We start from the raw sequence: 22,587 nt of genomic DNA on the forward strand, positions 1-22,587 counted from the left end.
CCCGCCGCCTACGCGGCGAGGGCAGCCGGGGCGTCAGGCCAGCAGCTTGTTGACGCGCTGCACATATGCAGCCGGATCGTCCAGCATGCCGCCTTCGGCCAGCAGCGCCTGGTCGAACAGCACCTGCACGCGGTCGCTGAAGGCATCGCCCTCGGGGAGATCGCGCAGTTTCTGCACCAGCGCGTGTTCCGGGTTCAGTTCCAGGATCGGCTGGGCGTCCGGCGCCTTCTGGCCGGCCTGCTTGAGCAGGCGCTGCAGATAGCCGCTCATGTCGCCTTCGTCAGAGACCAGGCACGAGGCCGACGCGGTCAGGCGCAGCGTCACGCGCACGTCCTTGGCCTTGCCGTCGAGCACGCCCTTGGCGCGTTCGACCACGTCCTTCCAGTCGGCCTCGGCCTTTTCCTGCTCGGCCTTCTCGGCTTCGTCGGCGAGCTTGCCCAGGTCCAGGTCGCCGCGCGCGACCGACACCAGTTCCTTGCCGTCGAACTCGCGCAGGAACGACAGCATCCATTCGTCGACGCGGTCGGTCAGCAGCACCACTTCGATCCCCTTCTTGCGGAACACTTCCAGGTGCGGGCTGTTCTTCGCGGCGGACCAGGTATCGGCCGTGACGTAGTAGATCTTGTCCTGGCCTTCCTTCATGCGGCCGACGTAGGCGGCCAGCGCCACATTCTGCTCGGCGGTGTCGTTGTGCGTGGAGGCAAAGCGCAGCAGCTTCGCCACGCGCTCCAGGTTGGCCTGGTCTTCGCCGATGCCCTCCTTGAGCGCCTGGCCGAACTGCTGCCAGAAGGTGGTGTACTTGGCGCGCTCGGCTTCTTCTTCACTGTCGGCCAGCGTTTCCAGCATCGACAGCACGCGCTTGGTGCAGCCCTCGCGGATGGCCTTGACGTCGCGGCTTTCCTGCAGCAGTTCGCGCGATACGTTCAGCGGCAGGTCGGCGGAATCGACCACGCCCTTGACCCAGCGCAGGTAGCCCGGCAGCAGCTGGTCGGCGTCGTCCATGATGAAGACGCGCTTGACGTACAGCTTCAGGCCGGCCTTGTGGTTGCGGTCCCACAGGTCGAACGGGGCGCGCGCCGGGATATACAGCAGCTGGGTGTATTCGCTGCGGCCTTCCACGCGGTTGTGGGTCCAGGCCAGCGGCGCCTCGTTGTCGTGCGCGATGTGCTGGTAGAAGGCGGTGTACTGCTCGTCGGTGATGTCGGACTTGGCACGCGTCCACAACGCGCTCGCCTGGTTCACGCTTTCCCACTCGGCGGTGCGCTGGTAGGTGCTGGATTCTGCGTCCCACACCTCCTTGGGCATGCGGATCGGCAGCGAGATATGGTCCGAATACTTCTGGATGATGCCCTTCAGGCGCCAGGCCGAGAGGAAGTCGTCCTCGCCCTCGCGCAGGTGCAGCGTGATGGTGGTGCCGCGCTCGGTGCGGGCTATGGCATCGATGGTGAACTCGCCGTCGCCGGTGCTTTCCCAGCGCACTGCGTCTTCGGCGCCCAAGCCGGCGCGGCGCGTTTCCACCGTGACCTTGTCAGCGACGATAAAGGCCGAGTAGAAGCCCACGCCGAACTGGCCGATCAGCGCGGCGTCTTTCTGCTGGTCGCCGGACAATTGCTGGAAGAATTCCTTGGTGCCCGAGCGGGCGATGGTGCCGAGGTTGCGGATGGCCTCGTCGCGGCTCATGCCGATGCCGTTGTCGGTGATCGTCAGCGTGCGCGCCTTGGCGTCGGCCTCGATGCGGATCGCCAGGTCGGCGTCGTTCTCCAGCAGGGACGGGTTCGCGATCGCCTCGAAGCGCAGCTTGTCGGTGGCGTCCGAAGCATTCGAGACCAGCTCGCGCAGGAAAATTTCCTTGTTGCTGTACAGCGAGTGGATCATCAGGTGCAGCAGTTGCTTCACTTCCGCCTGGAAGCTCATCGTCTCGTGCGGTGCGGTCATGGTTCTCCTCTTGGAAACAGGCGAATCTTGAAAGTGGGTGTGACCACGGTCATGTGGCCGGTGCCGCCAGACATAGGGCCGCCCGGGCCATTTTTCAAGGCCCGGGTGCTGCCGGGATGTGACTTACAGGCGTTCGAGCTGGCGCGCCAGGAAGGCCAGCATGTCCGGGTGGCCGCTGCTGGCAACGTTGAAGCGCATCCAGCCCGACGGCATCTGCGACGGCGAGAACAGGCTGCCCGGAGCGAACAGGTAGCCTTCTTCATGCCCCGCGGTGGCGATCGCGTTGGTGTCGCGGCCGGTATCGGCCCACAGGTACATGCCGGCGTGCTGGCCGGGAAAGAGACGCAGGCCCAGCCGCTCCAGCTCGCGCCGGGTCTCGTTGCGGGCGCGGTCCAGCCGGGTGCGCACGCGCTCCACATGCTTGCGGTAGTGGCCCTCCGTCAGCACCTTGTACAGCACGCGCTCGTTGATCTCAGGCGTGGCCAGCCCCGCCAGCAGCTTGCTGTCGGTCAGCGCCGACGCCATCTCCGGGTGCGCGGCGATAAAGCCCACGCGCAGGTTGGCCGCCAGGGTCTTGGAAAAGCTGCCCAGGTAGATCACCCGGCGCAGTTGGTCCAGGCTGGCCAGCCGGGTGGCGGCGTGGCCGGGCGGGCACAGGTCACAGTAGATGTCGTCCTCGACGATCAGGAAGTCGTACTGCTCGGCCAGGCGCAGCAGCTGGAAGGCCTTGGCCGCCGACAGCGAGGTGCCGGTGGGATTGTGCAGCACCGAGTTGATCACGAACAGCTTGGGCCGCCGTGCCTGCACGATGCGCTCCAGCGCCTCCAGGTCCGGCCCCTCGGCGGTGTAGGGCACGCCGATCACCTGGGCGCCCTGCGCGGCAAAGCGGCCGAACATCACGAACCAGGCCGGGTCGCCCACCAGCACCGTGTCGCCGGGCTGCAGGTAGAGCCGCGCAATCAGGTCCAGGGCCTGGGTGATGCCCGAAGTCAGCACGATCTGCTCGGCGCTGGCACCGATCTCCAGTTCTTCCAGCCGGGTGCGCAGCTGCTGGCGCAGCGGCAGGAAGCCCTGCGGCGTGCCGCTGGCCAGGAAATGGTTGCCGGGCTGGCGGCCCAGCCCGCGCAGCGCGCTGGCAATCAGTTCGCCGTCGAGCCAGTCATTGGGCAGGAAGCCCAGCCCGGGCGCTTTGTGCGCCTCGGCGGTATGGAACATGCTGCGCAGCAGCCAGGTCACGTCGATATTGCGCGCCACCGCCACGCCGCCGGACACCGGCGCCGCGGGCGCGGCCGGGGCGCGCTCGCGCACGTAGAAGCCGGAGCCGCGGCGCGATTCCAGGTAGCCCAGCGCCACCAGCCGCTCATAGGCCTCGACCACGGTAAAGCGCGAGATGCCCTTCTCCTGCGCCAGCTGCCGGATCGACGGCATGCGCATGCCGGCGCGGAACACGCGCTCGTCGATGCGCATGCGGGCCCATTCGGTCAGCTGCTCGACCAGCGTCATCTGCGCCGAAGGGATCGGATCCGGGAAGCGCTCGGTGGGCGGCACCACCAGCCGCAGCGCGCGGCCGGAGGCATGCCCCGATGTGCTTTTGGCGTCGCCTCCACTATCCTTCTGACGGGCGACGGTGGCAGTCTCGCTGCCCGCGTCGCCATCCCTGCCGTTGGCATCCATGTGCTGCTCCTGCAACTGTACTGAATACGATCCGCTCAACTGTACCGGTACTGTACCGACTACCTTGTCTACCATCAAGCCACGATGAAGCTCGCCCTCGATCACCTCGTCATCGCCGCGCCCGACCTGGCCGCCGGCACGGACTACATTGCCGGCCTGCTGGGCATTGCGCCCCAGGGCGGCGGTGCGCACGCGGCCATGGCCACGCACAACCGCGTGCTGGGCATGTTCGGCGGCGTCTACCTAGAAGTGATCGCGGTCGATCCGGCCGCCGCCGCGCCGGCACGCCCGCGCTGGTTCGGCCTGGACACCGAGGCCGTGCAGCAGCGCCTGCGCGACGGCCCGTTCCTGCTGCACTGGGCCGCGCGCGCGGAACGCCCCGCCGACCTTGGCCGGTGGCAGGCGCAGTACCCGGAGCGCATCGCCCCGGTCATCCCGATGACCCGCGGCGGCCTGCACTGGCGCATCACCGTGCCCGAGGACGGCAGCCTGCCCGCCTGGCCGGGCGAGGCCGACAGCGCTGGCGACGGCCTGCTGCCCAGCCTGATCCAGTGGGACGTGGCCAGCTACCCCGGCGTCAGCCTGCCGCGGCAGGACCTGGCGCTGCGCAGGCTGTCCGGGCGCCACCCGCGCGCCGAGCTGCTGCGCCAGGGACTGGCCTGGCTGGGCGCCGACCACCTCATCGCCATCGAGCAGGCCGACGGCCCGCCTGAACTGATTGCCGAAATCGAAACCGCGCAGGGCATCCGCATCCTGCGCTAGCCACACCCAGAACAAGCCCACCAGGAGACCCCCGATGTCCGCCACCCGCAAGCGCTTCGACGAAGCCCCCTACCTCGACCACTGCACCGCCACCGTGGTGGCGGCCGGCGCCGAAGGGATCGAACTCGACGAAACCGTGTGCTACGCGCGCAGCGGCGGCCAGGCCGGCGACACCGCCACGCTGGCGCTGGCCGACGGGCGCTCGGTGGCCATCGTCGACACTGTCTACGCCGACGACCGCAGCCGCATCCTGCATGTGCCCGCACCGGATGCGCCGCTGCCGCGCGTGGGCGAGCGCGTCACCGTGACCATCGACTGGGCGCGCCGCCACAAGCTGATGCGGCTGCATACCTGCCTGCACCTGCTGGGCTCGCTGATCCCGGCGCCGGTGACCGGCTGCGGCATCTCGCCGGAGTCGGCGCGCGTCGACTTTGACCTGCCGGAGTCGACCCTGGACAAGGCCGACCTGACCGAGCGCCTGAACGCGCTGATCCACGCCAACACCGCGGTGCGCACCACGCTGATCACGCCGCAGGAACTGGCCGCCCAGCCAGAGCTGGTGCGCACCATCGGCGCCGCGCCGCCGGTGGGCACGGCCAGCATCCGCATCATCGAGATCCCCGGCGTGGACCGCCAGCCCTGCGGCGGCACGCACGTGGCCAACACCAGCGAGATCGGCGCGGTGGTGGTGACCAAGATTGAGAAGAAAAGCCGCACCAACCGGCGCGTGGTGGTCGCGTTCGCGTGATGGCGTCCGGCTTGCTCACCGGCCTGACGGCCGCGCAGTTCCTGGCCCTGCTGACCCTACTGACGGTGGGCCTGTTCACGCCCGGGCCCAACACCGCCATCGCCGCGGTCACTGGCGCCAACTTCGGGCTGCGCGCCACGCTGCCGCACTGCGTGGGCGTGGCCTTCGGCTTTGCCAGCATCCTGGCGCTGTGCGCGCTGGGCGTGGGCGCGCTGGTCCTGGGCCAGCCCGCGCTGGCCGCCAGCGTGCACCTGGCCGGCGTGACCTACCTGCTGTGGCTGGCGTGGAAGATCGCGCGCAGCACGGTGCTGGCGCAGAAGCAGGTGCTGCGCCCGCTGAGCGTGTGGCAGTCGGCGGTGCTGCAGTACGCCAACATCAAGGCGTGGATGCTGGCGCTGGCGGTCGCGGCCTCTTACATGACGGGCGCGCCCTCGCCGGTGCAGCGCGTGCTGCTGGTGTGCGGCGTGTTCGCCGTGCTGGGCTTTGTCAGCAACGGCGTGTACGGCGTGCTGGGCGCATCGCTGCGGCAATGGCTGCAGCAAGGCCAGCGCGTGCGCTGGTTCAACCGCGCCATGGGCGCGGCGCTGGCGCTGACCGCGCTGTGGATTGCGGTCAGTGCCAGCCCGGGCGTGCAGTGACCCCCGGCGATCCGATTCCGAGCCAATGACAACCAAGACCCCGACCATGCCCGCCAGCCGCCCCGCTTCACCGCCACTGACGTCTGCCCCACCGGCCTCCGGCGGCATGCTGCTCGGCTTTGTCGGTGTGGCGATCTTCAGCCAGACGCTGCCGTTCACGCGCATGGCGGTGGCCGAACTGGACCCGATCTTTGTCGCACTGGCGCGCGCCGTCCTGGCCGCGCTGCTGGCGCTGGCGCTGCTGGCCTGGCGCGGCGCGCTGTCCGCCAGCCGCCGCCCGCGCGGCGGCCAGTGGCCGCGGCTGGCCGTGACCGCGCTGGGCGTGGTGGCGGGTTTCCCGCTGTTTTCTTCGCTGGCGATGCGCGAGGTGCCGGCCAGCCACGGCGCCATCGTGACCGGCCTGCTGCCGCTGGCGACCGCGGTATTCGCCGCCTGGTTCGGGCGTGAGCGGCCGTCGCCGGCGTTCTGGCTGTCGGCATTGGCCGGCAGCGCGCTGGTGGTGGGCTTTGCCGTCTGGCAGGGCGCCGGCGGCCTGCAGCATGCGGACTGGTACCTGTTCGCCGCCGTGGTGCTGGGCGCGCTGGGCTATGCCGAGGGCGGCAAGCTGTCGCGCGAACTGGGCGGGCTGGAAACCATCAGCTGGGCGCTGGCGGTGTCGCTGCCGGTGCTGGTGCCGGTGGTGGCCTGGCTGACCCTGCGCGACCTGCCGGCGATTGCCGCGGCGTCGCCGCGCGCCTGGGGCGGCATGGCCTATGTGTCGGTGTTCTCGATGTTTGTCGGCTTCCTTTTCTGGTACGCCGGTCTCGCAAAAGGCGGCGTGGCGCGCGTCGGCCAGATACAATTGCTGCAGCCGTTCCTGACGCTGGCGGGAGGCGCGCTGATCCTGGCCGAGCCGCTTGACGCCCCCACCATCGCCTTCGCGGTGGCGGTGATCGCCGTCGTGGCCCTTGGCCGCCGCGCCGCCGTGCAGCAAAGCGCACCTGCCGCGGAAACACCACCGATCCTCCCTGGACGCATTCACTGACTGGAGCCTACATGTCCCAAACCTCGGTCTACGACACCCTTGCCCGCCTCGGCATCGAACTGCCGGCCGTCAACGCCCCCGCCGCCGCCTATGTGATGGCCGCGCAAACCGGCAACACCGTGTTCCTGTCCGGCCATATCGCCCGCAAGGACGGCAAGGTATGGACCGGCAAGCTGGGCAAGGACATCGATACCGAGTCCGGCAAGGCCGCCGCGCGCGCGATCGCCATCGACCTGCTGGCCACGCTGCACGCGCATGTGGGCGACCTGAACCACGTCACCCGCATCGTCAAGCTGATGAGCCTGGTCAACTCGACCCCCGAATTCACCGAGCAGCACCTGGTCACCAACGGCGCCTCCGAGCTGCTGGCCGAAGTGTTCGGCGACAAGGGCAAGCATGCGCGCAGCGCCTTCGGCGTGGCGCAGGTCCCGCTGGGCGCCTGCGTCGAGATCGAGATGATCGCCGAAGTCAAGGCGGCCTGAGGCCCGCATGCGCATCGACAACCTGCCCTTCGGCACCACCGACTGGTCGGCCATCGCGCCGACCCGCCACCCCGGCGAGCAGGGCGAGGCCACCTGGCGCACGCGCCAGTTCGGCGACATCCGCGTGCGCATGGTCGAATACTCGCCCGGCTACCTGGCCGACCACTGGTGCAGCAAGGGCCATATCCTGTTCGTGCTGGACGGCGAGCTCCATACCGAGCTGGAAGACGGCCGGCAGTTCGTGCTCGGCGCGGGAACCAGCTACCAGGTAGCCGACCAGGCGGAAGCGCACCGTTCGTCCTCGCCGAAGGGCGCACGACTATTTATCGTTGACTGAGCGGCAGGCTTGCCGCTCAGCCCAGAATCCCCCCAGACCACAAGAGACACATCATGAAATGGGCCATCTCCCGCCGGGCACAGCAACTGACCAGCTCGGCCATCCGCGAAATCCTGAAGGTCACCGAGCGTCCGGAAGTCATTTCGTTCGCCGGCGGCCTGCCGTCGCCGGCCTCGTTCCCGGTAGCGGCCATGGAGGCAGCGACGGCCCGCGTATTCGCCGACAACCCGCAGGCGGCGCTGCAATACGCCGCGACCGAAGGCTACCTGCCGCTGCGCGAGTTCGTCGCCAGGCGCCATGGCGCGCCGGTCGAGCGCGTGCTGATCACCACCGGCTCGCAGCAGGCACTGGACCTGATCGCCAAGGTGATGATCGACCCGGGCAGCAAGGTGCTGGTGGAAACCCCCAGCTACCTCGGCGCACTGCAGGCGTTCTCGCTGTTCGAACCTGAGTTCGTCTCGATCCCGAGCGACGACAAGGGCCTCCTGCCCGAGGCGCTGACGCCCGAGCTGACCGCCGGCGCGCGCTTCCTGTACGCCCTGCCCAACTTCCAGAACCCGACCGGGCGCCGCCTGCCGCTGGAGCGCCGCGAGGCGCTGGTGGCCCGCGCAAAGGAACAGGGCGTGCTGCTGGTCGAGGACGATCCCTACGGCGCGCTCAGCTACACCGGCGACCAGCTGCCCAGCCTGCTGTCGATGAACCCGGACGGCGTGATCTACATGGGCTCGTTCTCGAAGATCCTGGCCCCCGGCATGCGCCTGGGCTACGTGATCGCCCCGCCCGAGCTGCACTTCAAGCTGTGCCAGGCCAAGCAGGCGTCTGACCTGCACACACCGACCTTCACCCAGCGCGTGGCCTACGAGACCATCCGCGACGGCCTGCTCGACACGCATATCCCGACCATCCGCGAGCTCTACAGCAAGCAGTGCCAGTACATGCTGGACGCGCTCAAGCGCCATATGCCCGAGGGCGTGACCTGGAACGCGCCCGAAGGCGGCATGTTCATCTGGATGGAGCTGCCCGAGGGCCTGGACAGCATGGTGATCCTGGAAGAAGCCGTGAAGCGCAACGTGGCCTATGTGCCGGGCGCGCCGTTCTACGCCAGCAACCCGAAGCGCAACGCGCTGCGCCTGGCCTTTGTCACGGTATCGGCCGAGCGCATCGAGCAGGGCGTGGCGATCCTTGGCGAGCTGTTCCGCGAAGCCATCGCCGCGGCCGCCGCCAAGCAACCGCGCGCGGCCTGAAGCCCGGGCGCGCATCACCACAGGAGCCGACATGTTGCGTATCTGGGGCCGACTCTCCTCCATCAACGTGCAGAAAGTGGTCTGGTGCGCGCGCGAGCTGCACCTGGACCATGAGCGCGTGGATATCGGCGTGACCAAGGGCGATCTCGACACCGAGGCCTATGTGCGCCTGAACCCGAACCGCCAGATCCCCGTGATCGAGGATTTCCGCGGCACCGATGTCGGCGGCGAGCCCTTCGTGCTGTGGGAATCCAATGCGATCGTGCGGTACCTGTGCGCGCGCTATGGCGAAGGCACACTGTGGCCCGAGGACGTCAAGGCACGCGCCTCGGCCGACCGCTGGATGGACTGGCAGACCACCGCCTTCAGCCCAGCCATGGTGACGGCGTTCCTGAACCTGGTGCGCAAGCCAGAAGCGGAGCGCGACGAGGCCGCCATCAAGGCATCGTGCGAGCGCACCGAGCCGCTGGCGGCGTTGCTGGACAAGGCGCTGGCCGGGCGCGAGTTCATCGGCGGCGACCGCTTCACCATGGCCGACATCTCGCTGGCCTGCGCCGCGCACCGCTGGATGGGGCTGCCGCTCAAGCACCAGCCGCGCCCCGACCTGGAGCGCTGGTTGAGCGCGATGCGCGCCCGCCCCGCCGCGGACGGCATCCTGGAACTGCCGCTGCGCTGAGCCGCGGCAGTTTTTTCTTTCCTGCGGTCCGGCCTTACTTCACGGCGCGCGAGCCCGATGCCGCGGTAAATACCCCCAGCCCGATAAACGCCGCGCCGGTCAGGTAGCGGCCGAACGCGCGCGCCCTGCCGGCGCGGCGCAGTGCCGGCATCACCGCGGCGGCGGCCATCACGTAGCAGGCATCGGTGGTCGCGGCAATCAGCACGAAGGCCACGCCCAGCGCCAGGCTCTGCGTCAGCGCCGAGCCCGCCGGGTTCATGAACTGCGGCAGGAAGGCGGCAAAGAAGATCGCGGTCTTGGGGTTGAGCAACGCCACCACGAAGCCGTCGCGCACCACCTGGCGCAGGCTGCGTGGCGCCACCTCCGGGGTGTCGCCGTTCGCGGCCGCCCCACCCCCGCGCAGCGCGCGGATGCCCAGCCAGATCAGGTAGGCCGCTCCCGCGTACTTGACCACCGAAAACGCCAGCGCCGACACCGAGAACAGCACCGCCAGGCCCAGCGAGGCGCCGATGGCGTTGCCCAGGTTGCCCAGCGCCACCGCGCCGATCGAGGCCAGCCCGGCCCGCCGGCCCTGCGCCAGCGTGCGCGTGACGATATAGACCACGGCCGGGCCGGGCGTGATGGCCAGCGCCAGGCTGGCGAGCACGAATGCGGTGAGCAAAGGCCAAGGGGGAAAGAACTCGGTCATGGGCAGCCTCATTCAATGGTTGGATGCGGGCAGCGCGCCCGCGGCATGACGCCCGCCAGTATGCGCCGACTGCCGGCGCTTGCGCCAGTGCCGGCATGGCTGCCGGGCCAGTCATGCGAGCCGGTGGCAGGCACGCAGACTTTTGCAACAGGCGCCGTTTAGAGTACTCTGGCCGGTGTGCCTGGAAGGCACCACGTGCGCCGCAATGCCCCCCAGGGAAACCCTGATCCCTGAATGTGGCTCATGCCAGGCGTGACGCAATGTACGGCAGCGATCACGGAACCCGTTCCTACAATCGCTGGTTCTTTCCCGCGCGCGGCGGATGCCGCTCGCCGGTGCAAAGCGCATGCACGGCGCCGAGGGCACGCAGATCGTCCCGGCGCCTGAGCCAACCTGAGGAGGACATCGATCGTGTGGAGTCAAGTCTATGACCCGCTAGGCAATATGGCGCTGTCGACCATTGCCGCGGGGATTCCCGTCGCCGTGCTGCTGGCAGCGCTGGCGTTCTTTCATATGCAGGCCCACTTGGCGGCCGGGCTGGCGTTGCTGATCGGCATGGTGGTCGCCTCGACGGTGTTCGGCATGCCGGCGGCGATGGCCGGCAAGGCGGCGGGGCTGGGCATCGTGTCCGGGCTGTTCCCGATCGGCTGGATCGTGCTGAACATCATCTTCCTGCATCGGCTGACAACCCTGAATGGATCCTTCAAGGTCTTGCAGAACTCGATCTCCGGCATCACCGAGGACCGCCGCCTGCAACTGCTGCTGGTGGCGTTCAGCTTCGGCGCCTTCTTCGAGGGCGCGGCTGGCTTCGGCACGCCGGTGGCCGTGACCGGCGCCATCCTGATCGGCCTGGGCTTCTCGCCGCTGGCCGCCTCGGGCCTGGCGCTGATCGCCAACACCGCGCCGGTGGCCTATGGCGCGCTGGGCGCCCCGATCATCGGCCTGGCGTCGGTGACCGGGCTGGACCTGCTCGACCTGTCGGCCATGATCGGCCGCCAGCTGCCGTTCTTCTCGGTGATCGTGCCGTTCTGGCTGATCTGGGCCTTTGCCGGCTTCCGCGGCATGCTGGCGATCTGGCCGGCGATCCTGGTGGCGGGCGTGAGCTTTGCGATCCCGCAGTTCCTGGTGTCGAACTTCCACGGCCCGTGGCTGGTGGACGTAATCGCCGCGCTGGTGTCGATGGGCTCGCTGACGCTGTTCCTGAAGGTCTGGCATCCGAAGGAGATCTGGACCTCGACCAGGATCCTGGGCCGCCACGACGACTCCAAGGTCGACCATCCCGAAGCGCTCGAAGCCGATGCGCGCGCCAGCGCCGCCTCGGTCGGCATCTCGGTGGCCAAGGCCTGGATGCCGTGGGTGATCCTGACGGTGTTCGTCTTCGTCTGGGGCGTGCCCGAGTTCAAGAAGCTGATGGATAGCCTGTGGGCGTGGAAATTCCCGATCCCGGGGCTGGACAAGGCTGTCGTCAAGGTACCGCCGGTCGTGCCCAAGGACGTCATCGAAGGCGCGGTCTTCAACTTCAACGTGCTGTCGATGGCCGGCACCGGCATCTTTGTCTCCGCCATCGCCGGCGGCCTGCTGATGGGCTACTCGGTGCCGCGCCTGTTCAAGGAGTACTGGGAAACCATCAAGCTGGTGCGCTACTCGCTCCTGACCATCTGCGCGATGTTCGGCATCGGCTACCTGACCCGCTACTCGGGCCTGGATGCCACGCTGGGCCTGGCCTTCGCCCACACCGGCGTGTTCTATCCGCTGTTCGGCACCATGCTGGGCTGGTTGGGCGTGGCACTGACCGGTTCGGACACGGCCTCGAACGTGCTGTTCGGCGGCCTGCAGAAGACCACGGCGGAGCAGCTGGGCCTGTCGCCGGTGCTGATGGCCTCGGCCAACAGCTCGGGCGGCGTGATGGGCAAGATGATCGATGCGCAGTCCATCGTGGTGGCGTCGACCGCCACCAAGTGGTACGGCCACGAGGGCGACATCCTGCGCTATGTGTTCTTCCACTCGATCGTGCTGGCGATCCTGGTGGGCCTGTTCGTGACGCTGCAGGCCTACGTGCCGCCGTTCACGCATATGGTGATCCATCACCCCTGACCGTTCAGCAGTTTCCGCACTGCGGTTCAGACAAGGCCCCACCCCTGGCGGTTCCAGCCCTGGCGGGGCTTTTCCATTGTGCAAGGCGCGTATCATGTTGTGTCTGATCCGCCGCACGCGCGCCCCCACCTCCCACGAAGACGCCGGGGCGCGCCGGGCACAACGGGAAACCTACCATGTTGCGTCGCCTGGAAAGACTGATCGACCCCTTCCGGGGCATGCCCGACCACGAGCCACCCGGCCAGGTCTGGCGCTTTTATGCCTGGTACCTGCGCGAAGTCTGGGGCGTGTTCGCGCTGCTGTTGCTGGTGGGCCTTGTCGGCGCGCTGATCGAGGTGGCACTGTTCAGCTTCCTCGGCCGGCTGGTCGACATGGCCCAGACCACGCCCGGCGCGGAGTTCTTCAGCCGGCATCGCAATGAACTGCTGTGGATGGCGGCGGTGGCGCTGCTGCTGCGCCCGATCTTCTTCGGCCTGCACGACGTGCTGGTGCACCAGGTCATCAACCCCGGCCTGGCCAACCTGATCCGCTGGCAGAATCACCGCTACGTGCTCAAGCAGAGCCTGTCGTTCTTCCAGAACGACTTTGCCGGGCGCATCGCGCAGCGCATCATGCAGACCGGCTTCTCGCTGCGCGACTCGGCCGTGCAGGCGGTGGACGCGATCTGGCACGTGGTGATCTATGCGGTCAGCTCGCTGGTGCTGTTCGCGCAGGCCGACTGGCGGCTGATGATCCCGCTGCTGCTGTGGATCGTCTGCTACGTGGCTGCCCTGCTCCATTTCGTGCCGCGCGTGAAGCAGCGCTCGGTGGTGGCCACGGAATCGCGCTCGCGGCTGATGGGGCGCATCGTCGACGGCTACACCAATATCACCACGCTCAAGCTGTTCGCCCATACCCGGCACGAGGAAGACTATGCGCGCGACGCCATGGCCGACCAGACCGACAAGGTGCGCCTGGCCGGACGCATGATCAGCGGCATGGACATCACCATCACCGCCATGAACGGCGCGCTGATCGCCGGCACCACCGGGCTGGCGCTGTGGCTGTGGAGCGAGGGCCATGTCACCACCGGCGCGATTGCGCTCACCACCGGGCTGGTGATCCGCATCAACAATATGTCGGGCTGGATCATGTGGGTGGTCAACGGCATCTTCGAGAACGTCGGGCAGGTGCAGGACGGCATGAAGACGATTGCCGTGCCGCGCGTGGTCACCGACCGCGCCGACGCAAAGCCGTTGCGCGTCACCCATGGCGAGGTCCGCTTCGAGCAGGTGGGATTCCACTACGGCAAGGGCTCAGGCGTCATCGAAGGCGTGGACCTGACGGTGCGCCCTGGCGAGAAGATCGGGCTGGTCGGTCCTTCCGGCGCTGGCAAGTCGACGCTGGTCAACCTGCTGCTGCGTCTCTACGACGTCGAGCGCGGCCGCATCCTGATCGACGGCCAGGACATCGCCGCGGTCACGCAGGAAAGCCTGCGCGCACAGATCGGCATGGTCACGCAGGACACCTCGCTGCTGCACCGGTCGATCCGCGACAACCTGCGCTACGGCAAGCCCGCCAGCACCGAAGCTGAACTGGCCGAAGCCCTGCACCGCGCCCGCGCCGACGAATTCACCCCGCACCTGGTCGACGCCCACGGCAATACCGGGCTGGAGGCGCAGGTCGGCGAGCGCGGCGTGAAATTGTCAGGCGGGCAGCGCCAGCGCATTGCCATCGCGCGCGTGCTGCTCAAGAATGCGCCGATCCTGATCCTGGACGAAGCCACCTCGGCCCTGGATTCGGAAGTGGAAGCGGCGATCCAGGAGAGCCTGGAAACGCTGATGCAGGGCAAGACGGTGATCGCCATCGCGCACCGGCTGTCGACGATCGCGCGCATGGACCGCCTGGTGGTGCTGGACAACGGGCATATCGTCGAGAGTGGCACGCACGCGCAACTGCTGGCGCACGGCGGGCTGTATGCGCGGCTGTGGGCGCACCAGACCGGGGGCTTTGTCGGCGTCGACTGACCGGACGGCGGGGCTAGACCAGCCCCAGCAGGCCGGCCGCGCCGCCGAGCGCCACCAGCACCAGCGGATGCACCCGCGTCTTCAGCATCAGCAGCACCGTGCCGGCGGTGACCAGCATCGCCGCCCAGTGCAGGTCGACGCTGCGCGCCAGCACCCAGCCCGACGCGAACATCAGGCCGATGGTCAGCGCCGCCAGAGCGCGCCGGATCAGCCCCGGCCAGCGTGCGTGCGGCGAGCGCCCGGAGAAATACTCGAAACACAAGGCGATCAGGCTCGATGGCCCGCAGATGCCGAGCATGGATGTCAGCGCTCCGGCCAGCCCCGCCACCTGCCAGCCGAACAGCGATACGAACAGGATGTTCGGCCCCGGCGCCGCCTGCGAGATCGCGTACATCGCCGAGAACTGCGCATCGGTCAGCAAGCCATTGGCCTCCACCAGATAGCGGTGCATGTCGGGCAGCGTGGTGCTGGCGCCACCGATCGCCAGCAGCGACAGCACGCCGAAATGGGCCAGCAGGCTGCCCAGGATTTCGCCCGGACTCATGCCTGCGCGCTCTTGCCGATGCACCACTCCCACACCAGCGCCAGCGGCACCAGCACGGCCATCACCGGCACCAGTGGCCAGCGCAGCAGGCCGATGGTGACAAAGGCGACAGCGCCGATCAGCACATTGCGCACGGTCATCGACAGGCTCTGCGCCAGCCGGAAGCCGGTGGCCAGCATCAGTCCGGCCGACACCGCCGTCATGCCGGTCAGCATGCGCCGCACCGCGGCGACGTCCTGGTAGTGCTGGTACAGCAGCATCAAACCCATCACCACCCCCATCGGCACCATCACCAGCCCGCTGAACGCGGCCAGCGCGCCGCGCCAGCCGGCAAAGCGCAGACCCAGCATCAGCGCCAGGTTGATCACATTGGGGCCGGGCAGCACCTGTCCCAGGCTGAGCAGCTCGACGAAGTCGCGGTCGTCCAGCCAGCGGTTGCGGTCGACCACCGCGCGCCGCACGAAGGGCAGCACGCCGCCGAAGCCGGACAGGCCCATGCGGGCAAACTCGATGAAGAGTTTGCGCGGACCGGGCGCGGGGGCGAGATCGGAAAGCGGGGGGACGGACATGCGGGACGAAGCGAGCGCTGTTTGATTCTTGTTATTTCGGACCGGCTACATTCCCTTATGCCGGGAATTGCAGGCGCAGCACCTGCCAACGGTTTGCTCCCTCTCCCGCAAGCGGGATAGGGAGCAAACCAACAGGGAACTCAGTTGCCGGCCGGCGGCTCCACGCGTACCGGATCGATGCGCGGCTCCTTGAGCTTGGCCTCGATGGACTTGCCCTTGCGCGCGCGCTTGCCCACGTAGGCCTGCAAGGCCACGCCTGCCAGCTTCTGCGAAGTCGGCTTGCCGCCGCGCCCCGCGCCCGAGAGCATCAGTCCCGGCGCGCCGGCGCCCACTGCCTGCAGCAGCTTCTCCTTGGGCTCCAGCTCCATCAGGATCACGCCGCGCCCGCCTGCGGACAGCACCTTCACTTCATCGAGCGCCACCAGCAGCAGGCGGCCGTTGCCGGACAGGCAGGCCGCATGCGTTGCCTCGTCGCCCAGCGGCGCCGGCACCAGCGGCGTGTCGCCGTCATCGAGCGTCAGGAACGACTTGCCGCCCTTCTGCCGGCTGATCATGTCGCCCACCCTGGTCTGGAAGCCATTGCCGCCCGCGGTGGCAATCAGCATGCGCTGCTCGGCAGCGCCCGCGAAGGTATGCGCGACCTGGCTGCCGGACTGCAGCTCGATCAGCGTGGTGATGGGCACCCCGTCGCCGCGCCCGCCAGGCAGGCTGGCGACCGGCACGGAATAGACCCGGCCGTTGGTGCCGAAGGCCAGCAGCACGTCGACGGTGCGGCATTCGAAGGTGCCATAGAGCGCATCGCCGGCCTTGAAGGTGAACTGTTGCGCATCGTGGCCATGGCCCTGGCGCGTGCGCACCCAGCCCTTCTGCGACATCACCACCGTCACCGGTTCGTCGACCACGCGCACTTCGGCCGCGGCGCGGCGTTCTTCCTGGATCAGGGTGCGGCGCGGGTCCTTGTCTTCCGGGCTGTACTGCTTGGCGTCGGTCTCGATCTCCTTGATGATGCGGCGGCGCATCATGGTTTCGGACTTGAGCAGCACGTCCAGATCGGCCTGCTCCTCGCGCAGCTCCTTCAGTTCCTTCTCGATGCGGATCGCTTCCAGGCGCGCCAGCTGGCGCAGCCGGATTTCCAGGATGTCCTCGGCCTGGCGGTCGCTCAGGCCGAAGGCCTCGATCAGCGCCGGTTTGGGCTCGTCGCTCTCGCGGATGATGCGGATCACCTCGTCGATATTGAGCAGCACCAGCATCCGGCCTTCGAGGATATGGATGCGGTCCTCGACCTTGCCCAGGCGGTGGCGCGTGCGGCGCGTGACGGTGTCGAAGCGGAACGCGATCCACTCTGACAGGATCTCGCGCAGGCCCTTCTGGCGCGGACGCCCGTCGGTGCCGATCATGACCAGGTTGATCGGCGCGCCGGATTCCAGGCTGGTATGCGCCAGCAGCGTCTGGATGAACTCCTGCTGGCCAATGTTCTTGCTCTTGGGCTCGAACACCAGCCGCACCGGCGCGTCCTTGCCGGATTCGTCGCGCACCGCGTCCAGCACCGCCAGCATGGCGGCCTTGAGCTGCTGCTGGTCCTGCGTCAGCGCCTTCTTGCCGGTCTTGATCTTGGGGTTGGTGATTTCCTCGATCTCTTCCAGCACCTTCTGCGCCGAGGTGCTCGGCGGCAGCTCGGTCACCACCAGCTGCCACTGGCCGCGCGCCATCTCCTCGATGGTCCAGCGCGCGCGCACCTTCAGGCTGCCGCGGCCGCCTTCGTAGATCTGGGCGATATCGGACGCCGGCGAGATGATCTGGCCGCCGCCCGGGTAGTCCGGCCCCGGCATCAGCGCCAGCAGCTCGGCCAGCGTGATATTGGGATTGCGGATCATCGCCACGGTGGCCGCGGCGACCTCACGCAGGTTGTGCGGCGGGATCTCGGTCGCCATGCCCACCGCGATGCCCGAGGCGCCGTTGAGCAGCACGAACGGCAACCGTGCCGGCAACAGCTTGGGCTCCTGCATCGAGCCGTCGTAGTTGGGGGCGAAATCGACCGTGCCTTCGTCGATCTCATCGAGCAGCAGCCGCGAGATCGGCGTCAGGCGCGCTTCGGTGTAGCGCATCGCCGCCGCGCCGTCGCCATCGCGCGAGCCGAAGTTGCCCTGGCCGTCGATCAGCGGGTAGCGCAGCGAGAAGTCCTGCGCCAGGCGCACCAGCGCGTCATAGGCGGACTGGTCGCCGTGCGGGTGGAACTTGCCCAGCACGTCGCCGACCACGCGCGCGGACTTGACCGGCTTGGCGTCGGCGCGCAGGCCCATCTCGTGCATCGAGAACAGGATGCGCCGCTGCACCGGCTTCTGGCCGTCGGCCACCTCGGGCAGCGCGCGGCCCTTGACCACGCTGACGGCGTAGTCAAGGTAGGCGCGCTCGGCGTAGCGCGCCAGCGTCAGCGAATCGGCCGGCTCTTCAGGTTGAAACGTGATGTCTTGTTGTTCCATGGGTAGGCAAGAATTCGGCGCGCCACGTTGAACTGCCGGCGCGCCGGGTTGCTTGTTGTTCGGGTATGCCGGTCAGGGCATGGGGCGGCGCCCGCCGATGACCATCTTCACGCGCGGGCCGTCCGCGCTTGCGCTGGCGCGCTTGAGCACCGCGCCCTGCTGCGGCTGGTACAGCCGGTAAAACTGCAGCACGGTGCTGACATACTGCCGGGTCTCCGGGTAAGGCGGAATGCGGTTGTTGTAGCGCTGCACCGCGCCCTCGCCGGCGTTATAGGCAGCCAGCACCAGCTCCAGGTTGTTCGGGAACAGCTGCATCAGCCAGCTCAGGTAGCGCACGCCCGCGGTGATATTGGTGCGTGGATCGGCCAGCTTCTGCTCGACGGTGCGGCGCGCATCGGCGCTCACGCCGAAGCGCGCGCCGGTGTCGGGGATCACCTGCATCAGGCCGATCGCGCCCTTGGGCGACACCGCGCCCGGGTTGAAACCCGACTCCACCGCCATCACCGCCTTGACCAGCGCCGGGTCGACGTCCTGCTTGCCGGCGATCTGGTGGATCAGCGGCTCGACGGTCTTGATATTGGAATGGTTGACGACGTAGCGGTACAGCTTGTGCTGCTCCAGGTCGATGTCCGCGCCAGCGGCCGCCTGCGACTGCCGCGCCGCCAGGCGCCCGGTATCCAGCTTGCCGCCGTCCTTCATGAACAGCTTGTAGCGCGCATCGAGCTTCTGGTCGGCAAAGTGCGCCACGCCGTCGGCATCGATAAAGCCCCACAGCTCGGCATGCGCCGCCGGCACGAAGGCGAGCCCGGCCAGCGCCACGACGGCCGCCGCCGCCTTGCGCCATGGTTTGCCGGGAGTTCTCTTCGTCATCGTGCGTTCCGGATTGCTGTCAGTTGGCGACCATCGGGAATGACGGCCAGGGAAACTGGGGATTATCTACCCAATCCCCGGCCGACGCTTACCGTCCAGGTGCCGCTCACTTCCCTCAGATATCGGCCTCGACCTCGTTGCCCTTCTCTTCCAGCCAGCTGCGGCGTTGCGCGGCCTCGCCCTTGCCCATCAGCATATTCATCATCTCGACGGTCTGCGGCAGGTCGAATTCGCCCAGCGACACGGGCAGCAAGCGCCGCGTGTCGGGGTTCATGGTGGTTTCCCAGAGCTGCTCGGCGCTCATTTCGCCCAGGCCCTTGAAGCGGGAAATCTGCCACGAGTTTTCCTTGACGCCGTCCTTGAGCAGCTTGTCCTGAATCGCCAGCAGCTCGCCTTCGTCCAGCGCGTACAGCTTCTGCGCCGGCTTCTTGCCACGCGCGGGCGCGTCGACGCGGAACAGCGGCGGACGCGCCACACAGACGTTGCCGGTATCGATCAGCTTGGGGAAGTGCCGGAAGAACAATGTCAGCAGCAGCACCTGGATATGCGCGCCGTCCACGTCCGCGTCGGACAGGATGCAGATCTTGCCGTAGCGCAGGTTGGACAGGTCGGGCTCGTCGTTGGCGCCGTGCGGGTCCACGCCGATCGCCACCGCGATGTCGTGCACTTCGTTGTTGGCAAAGAGGCGGTCGCGCTCGGTCTCCCAGGTATTGAGCACCTTGCCGCGCAGCGGCAGGATGGCCTGGAATTCCTTGTCGCGGCCCATCTTGGCCGAGCCGCCGGCGGAGTCGCCCTCGACCAGGAACAGTTCGTTGCGGGTCACGTCGGTGGACTCGCAGTCGGTCAGCTTGCCGGGCAGCACGGCCACGCCGGAGCCCTTTTTCTTCTCGACCTTCTGCGCGGCGCGCGTGCGCGCCTGCGCCTGGCGGATCACCAGCTCGGCCAGCTTCTTGCCGTACTCGACATGGTGGTTCAGCCACAGCTCCAGCGCCGGGCGGCTGAAGGTGGACACGAGCCGCACCGCGTCGCGGCTGTTCAGGCGCTCCTTGATCTGGCCCTGGAACTGCGGATCCAGCACCTTGGCCGAGAGCACGAACGAGGCGCGCGCAAACACGTCTTCGCTCATCAGCTTGACGCCCTTGGGCTGCAGCGCGTGCATCTCGATAAAGCTCTTGACCGCCTGGAACAGGCCTTCGCGCAGGCCGGATTCATGCGTGCCGCCGGCCGGCGTGGGGATCAGGTTGACGTAGGACTCGCGCACCGGCGCGCCGTCTTCGGTCCAGGCCACCACCCAGGAGGCGCCTTCGCCGTCGGCAAAGCCTTCTTCGCCGGGATTGGCGTCGGGGTCAGCGAAATGCTCGCCCTCGAACATCGGGATCACCAGCTCGGCGCCACTGCCCTGCGCCAGCGCCTCGACCAGGTAGCCCTTCAGCCCCTGGTCGTATTGCCAGGTCTGGCGCTCGCCGGTCTTCTCGGTCACCAGCGTGACCTTGACGCCCGGCAGCAGCACGGCCTTGCTGCGCAGCAGGCGCTGCAGCTCGGCCAGCGGGATCGCGGCCGAGTCGAAATACTTGGCATCCGGCCACACCTGCACGCGGGTGCCGCTTTTCTTCTCGCCACGCTCGATCTTGCGCGAGGCCAGCGGCACGGTCACGTCGCCGCCGGAGAAGGTCAGCGTCGAGCACATGCTGTCGCGCCACACGGTCACGTCCATCTGCGTCGACAAGGCATTGGTCACCGACACGCCCACGCCGTGCAGGCCGCCCGAGAAGGCATAGGCGCCGCCCTTGCCCTTGTCGAACTTGCCGCCGGCGTGCAGCCGGGTGAAGACGATCTCGACCACCGGCACGCCTTCTTCCGGATGGATGCCCACCGGGATGCCGCGGCCGTCGTCCTCCACGCTGAGGCTGCCGTCGCGATGCAGGGTCACCAGGATCTCGGAGCCGTGGCCGCCGAGGGCCTCGTCCGAGGCGTTGTCGATCACCTCCTGCACGATGTGCAGGGGGTTGTCGGTCCGGGTGTACATGCCGGGACGCTGCTTGACCGGCTCCAGGCCCTTCAGGACCCGGATGGAAGATTCGCTGTACTGACTGGTTTTGCTCGCCATGGAGTCGCTACGAAAGTGATGGTCCCGGCTGCCACGAGGCGCACAACTGTGCACGCGCCGGGGCACCGGGCACTGCATTGTAATGGAAGCGGGCGACGGCAATCCCGCCAAAAAGGCGCTCGCCCTGCCAGCCCGCGCCGGCGCCGCTTTGCCGGGCCGCCGCCACTTTTTGCCAGGGCGCCCCAACCCGGCCGGCCTCGCGGGCGGCGCAGTACGCGTTTTCCCGAGCCGGAGTAAACTCGCCACCACCCGGCCCCGGCAAGCCTGATTGCCGTCCCGGCACGGACAACAACAAGCACACACAATCCCTGTCGGCGCCGCCCTACCCGGCGGGACTGCCGCACACCGAGCCAAGACATGCAGAACCGACAACTCTCCCTGACCACCGTCCTCGTGTGCGGTGGGCTGCTCGTCACGCTTTCAATGGGCATCCGGCACGGCTTCGGCCTGTTCAACCTGCCGATCACGCAGGCCCATGGCTGGAACCGCGAGACCTTCGCCTTTGCCCTGGCGCTGCAGAACCTGATGTGGGGCGCCAGCCAGCCCTTTGCCGGGGCGCTGGCCGACAAGTTCGGCGCGCTGCGCATCATGCTGGTCGGCGTGGCGCTGTACGTGGCCGGGCTGGCGGTGATGGCACTGGCCACCAGCGGCACCGCCTTTGCCACCGGCGCCGGCGTGATGATCGGCATCGCCCAGTCCGGCACCACCTACAGCATCGTCTACGGCGTGATCGGCCGCGTGGCCAGCCCCGAGAAGCGGGTCTGGGCCATGGGCATCGCCGCCGCCGCGGGCTCGTTCGGCCAGTTCCTGATGATCCCGGTAGAACAGGGCCTGATCTCCGGCCTGGGCTGGCAGAACGCGCTGTACGTGATGGCGCTGATGGCCTGCGTGATGCTGCCGCTGGCGCTGACACTGCGCGAGCCGCGCGAAGCGGCCCACACCGGCGGCCACCACCAGACCATCGGCCAGGCCGTGCACGAAGCCTTCGGCAACCGCAACTTCCAGCTGCTGACGCTGGGCTACTTCGTGTGCGGCTTCCAGGTGGTGTTTATCGGCGTGCACCTGGCGCCGTACCTGAAGGACCAGGGCCTGACCGACCCGAAAGTCGCCGTCGTGGCGCTGGCGCTGATCGGGCTGTTCAATGTATTCGGCACCTATACCGCCGGCGCGCTGGGCCAGCGCCTGCCCAAGCGCTACCTGCTGTCCGCCATCTATGTGACGCGCTCGGTGGTGATCGCCGGCTACCTGCTGCTGCCGCTGACGGTGGCCAGCACCTGGGTGTTCGCGGCGCTGATGGGCTTCCTGTGGCTGTCCACGGTGCCGCTGACCAACGGCATCATCGCCCAGGTGTTCGGCGTGAAATACCTGTCAATGCTGTCGGGCGTGGTGTTCTTCTCGCACCAGATCGGCAGCTTCCTGGGGGCCTGGCTGGGCGGCTACCTCTATGACCGCACCGGCGGCTACAACACGGTGTGGCTGATCTCGATCGCGCTGGGCGTGGTGGCCGCGCTGGTGAACCTGCCGATCCGCGAGCAGGCGCTGGTGCGCGCGCAGCCGGCGGCGGCATGATGACAGCGGCCCGCGTCCGCGTGGCGAAGGCAGCCGGGCTGGCGGTGCTGGCCGGGCTGCTGGCGCTGGGGTTCGTGGGCTACCTGCGGCCGGGTTTTATGGTCGATCTGACCAATATGGTGTTGGCGTGGTGCGGGTGA

Annotated in this window: 20 protein-coding genes; 12 read left to right on the plus strand and 8 right to left on the minus strand. The window is 68.2% G+C overall.

The features are described 5' to 3' along the window. Positions 1 to 33: 33 nt before the first annotated feature. A complete protein-coding gene (gene htpG, locus AC3WL8_RS12470; protein WP_013957450.1) occupies positions 34 to 1,935 on the minus strand; it encodes a molecular chaperone HtpG in 1,902 nt (633 codons plus the stop codon). A gap of 123 nt (positions 1,936 to 2,058) precedes the next feature. After that, positions 2,059 to 3,609 carry an aminotransferase-like domain-containing protein gene (locus tag AC3WL8_RS12475; protein ID WP_211979993.1) on the minus strand — a complete coding sequence of 517 codons (1,551 nt, stop codon included), beginning with the start codon at positions 3,607 to 3,609 and terminating at the stop codon, positions 2,059 to 2,061. A gap of 84 nt (positions 3,610 to 3,693) precedes the next feature. On the opposite strand from AC3WL8_RS12475, the gene AC3WL8_RS12480 reads away from it, so the two are divergent. From AC3WL8_RS12480 to AC3WL8_RS12515, 8 genes are read left to right on the plus strand one after another with little or no spacing between them, the layout of a single operon-like run. Continuing rightward, positions 3,694 to 4,371: a VOC family protein gene (locus AC3WL8_RS12480; RefSeq protein WP_013957452.1), complete on the plus strand. Its 678-nt coding sequence runs from the start codon at positions 3,694 to 3,696 to the stop codon at positions 4,369 to 4,371. A gap of 34 nt (positions 4,372 to 4,405) precedes the next feature. Continuing rightward, entirely contained in the window at positions 4,406 to 5,119 is a 714-nt protein-coding gene (locus AC3WL8_RS12485) for an alanyl-tRNA editing protein (RefSeq protein ID WP_211979994.1), read from the plus strand. Beyond that, positions 5,119 to 5,757, plus strand: coding sequence for a LysE family translocator (locus tag AC3WL8_RS12490; RefSeq protein WP_211979995.1), 639 nt, complete (start codon positions 5,119 to 5,121; stop codon positions 5,755 to 5,757). Before AC3WL8_RS12485 ends, AC3WL8_RS12490 begins: the two co-directional genes overlap by 1 nt. Before the next feature lie 46 nt (positions 5,758 to 5,803). Beyond that, the gene (locus AC3WL8_RS12495) at positions 5,804 to 6,781 is read left to right on the plus strand and encodes a DMT family transporter (RefSeq protein ID WP_041228431.1); all 978 of its coding nucleotides are present in this window, start codon (positions 5,804 to 5,806) and stop codon (positions 6,779 to 6,781) included. 11 nt (positions 6,782 to 6,792) lie between these two features. Further along, positions 6,793 to 7,263 carry a RidA family protein gene (locus AC3WL8_RS12500; RefSeq protein ID WP_492378322.1) on the plus strand — a complete coding sequence of 157 codons (471 nt, stop codon included), beginning with the start codon at positions 6,793 to 6,795 and terminating at the stop codon, positions 7,261 to 7,263. Between the two features lie 7 nt (positions 7,264 to 7,270). After that, a complete protein-coding gene (locus AC3WL8_RS12505) occupies positions 7,271 to 7,600 on the plus strand; it encodes a DHCW motif cupin fold protein (RefSeq protein WP_010813560.1) in 330 nt (109 codons plus the stop codon). 53 nt (positions 7,601 to 7,653) lie between these two features. Beyond that, complete coding sequence (locus AC3WL8_RS12510) at positions 7,654 to 8,844, plus strand: aminotransferase-like domain-containing protein (protein WP_492378323.1); 1,191 nt, start codon at positions 7,654 to 7,656, stop codon at positions 8,842 to 8,844. A 31-nt stretch (positions 8,845 to 8,875) separates the two neighbouring features. Continuing rightward, entirely contained in the window at positions 8,876 to 9,520 is a 645-nt protein-coding gene (locus AC3WL8_RS12515) for a glutathione S-transferase family protein (protein WP_211979997.1), read from the plus strand. Between the two features lie 34 nt (positions 9,521 to 9,554). Here the strand turns inward: AC3WL8_RS12515 and AC3WL8_RS12520 are convergent, their stop codons facing one another. Then, positions 9,555 to 10,208, minus strand: coding sequence for a LysE family translocator (locus AC3WL8_RS12520; RefSeq protein WP_114131766.1), 654 nt, complete (start codon positions 10,206 to 10,208; stop codon positions 9,555 to 9,557). A gap of 411 nt (positions 10,209 to 10,619) precedes the next feature. Between AC3WL8_RS12520 and AC3WL8_RS12525 the strand changes: the two genes are divergently transcribed. Continuing rightward, entirely contained in the window at positions 10,620 to 12,302 is a 1,683-nt protein-coding gene (locus AC3WL8_RS12525; RefSeq protein WP_013957460.1) for an L-lactate permease, read from the plus strand. Positions 12,303 to 12,478: 176 nt separating this feature from the next. Further along, positions 12,479 to 14,308, plus strand: coding sequence for an ABC transporter ATP-binding protein (locus tag AC3WL8_RS12530; RefSeq protein WP_492378324.1), 1,830 nt, complete (start codon positions 12,479 to 12,481; stop codon positions 14,306 to 14,308). Between the two features lie 13 nt (positions 14,309 to 14,321). Here AC3WL8_RS12530 and AC3WL8_RS12535 read toward each other — a convergent pair whose 3' ends face one another. From AC3WL8_RS12535 to AC3WL8_RS12555, 5 genes are all read right to left on the minus strand, one after another. Next, on the minus strand, positions 14,322 to 14,852 hold the full coding sequence (locus AC3WL8_RS12535; protein ID WP_013957462.1) for a chromate transporter: 531 nt from the start codon (positions 14,850 to 14,852) through the stop codon (positions 14,322 to 14,324). Continuing rightward, on the minus strand, positions 14,849 to 15,421 hold the full coding sequence (locus tag AC3WL8_RS12540; protein ID WP_492378325.1) for a chromate transporter: 573 nt from the start codon (positions 15,419 to 15,421) through the stop codon (positions 14,849 to 14,851). The genes AC3WL8_RS12535 and AC3WL8_RS12540 overlap by 4 nt, the downstream gene beginning before the upstream one ends. A 140-nt stretch (positions 15,422 to 15,561) precedes the next feature. Next, positions 15,562 to 17,901, minus strand: coding sequence for a DNA topoisomerase IV subunit A (gene parC / locus AC3WL8_RS12545; protein ID WP_492378326.1), 2,340 nt, complete (start codon positions 17,899 to 17,901; stop codon positions 15,562 to 15,564). 72 nt (positions 17,902 to 17,973) lie between these two features. Further along, complete coding sequence (locus AC3WL8_RS12550; RefSeq protein WP_492378327.1) at positions 17,974 to 18,771, minus strand: lytic transglycosylase domain-containing protein; 798 nt, start codon at positions 18,769 to 18,771, stop codon at positions 17,974 to 17,976. 115 nt (positions 18,772 to 18,886) lie between these two features. Next, positions 18,887 to 20,878: a DNA topoisomerase IV subunit B gene (locus AC3WL8_RS12555; protein ID WP_013957466.1), complete on the minus strand. Its 1,992-nt coding sequence runs from the start codon at positions 20,876 to 20,878 to the stop codon at positions 18,887 to 18,889. A gap of 357 nt (positions 20,879 to 21,235) precedes the next feature. Between AC3WL8_RS12555 and AC3WL8_RS12560 the strand changes: the two genes are divergently transcribed. Next, positions 21,236 to 22,447 carry an MFS transporter gene (locus AC3WL8_RS12560; protein WP_492378328.1) on the plus strand — a complete coding sequence of 404 codons (1,212 nt, stop codon included), beginning with the start codon at positions 21,236 to 21,238 and terminating at the stop codon, positions 22,445 to 22,447. Beyond that, the gene (locus tag AC3WL8_RS12565) at positions 22,444 to 22,587 is read left to right on the plus strand and encodes a hypothetical protein (RefSeq protein ID WP_153953659.1); all 144 of its coding nucleotides are present in this window, start codon (positions 22,444 to 22,446) and stop codon (positions 22,585 to 22,587) included. The genes AC3WL8_RS12560 and AC3WL8_RS12565 overlap by 4 nt, the downstream gene beginning before the upstream one ends.

This window comes from Cupriavidus sp. FW305-F7 (genome assembly GCF_058782875.1).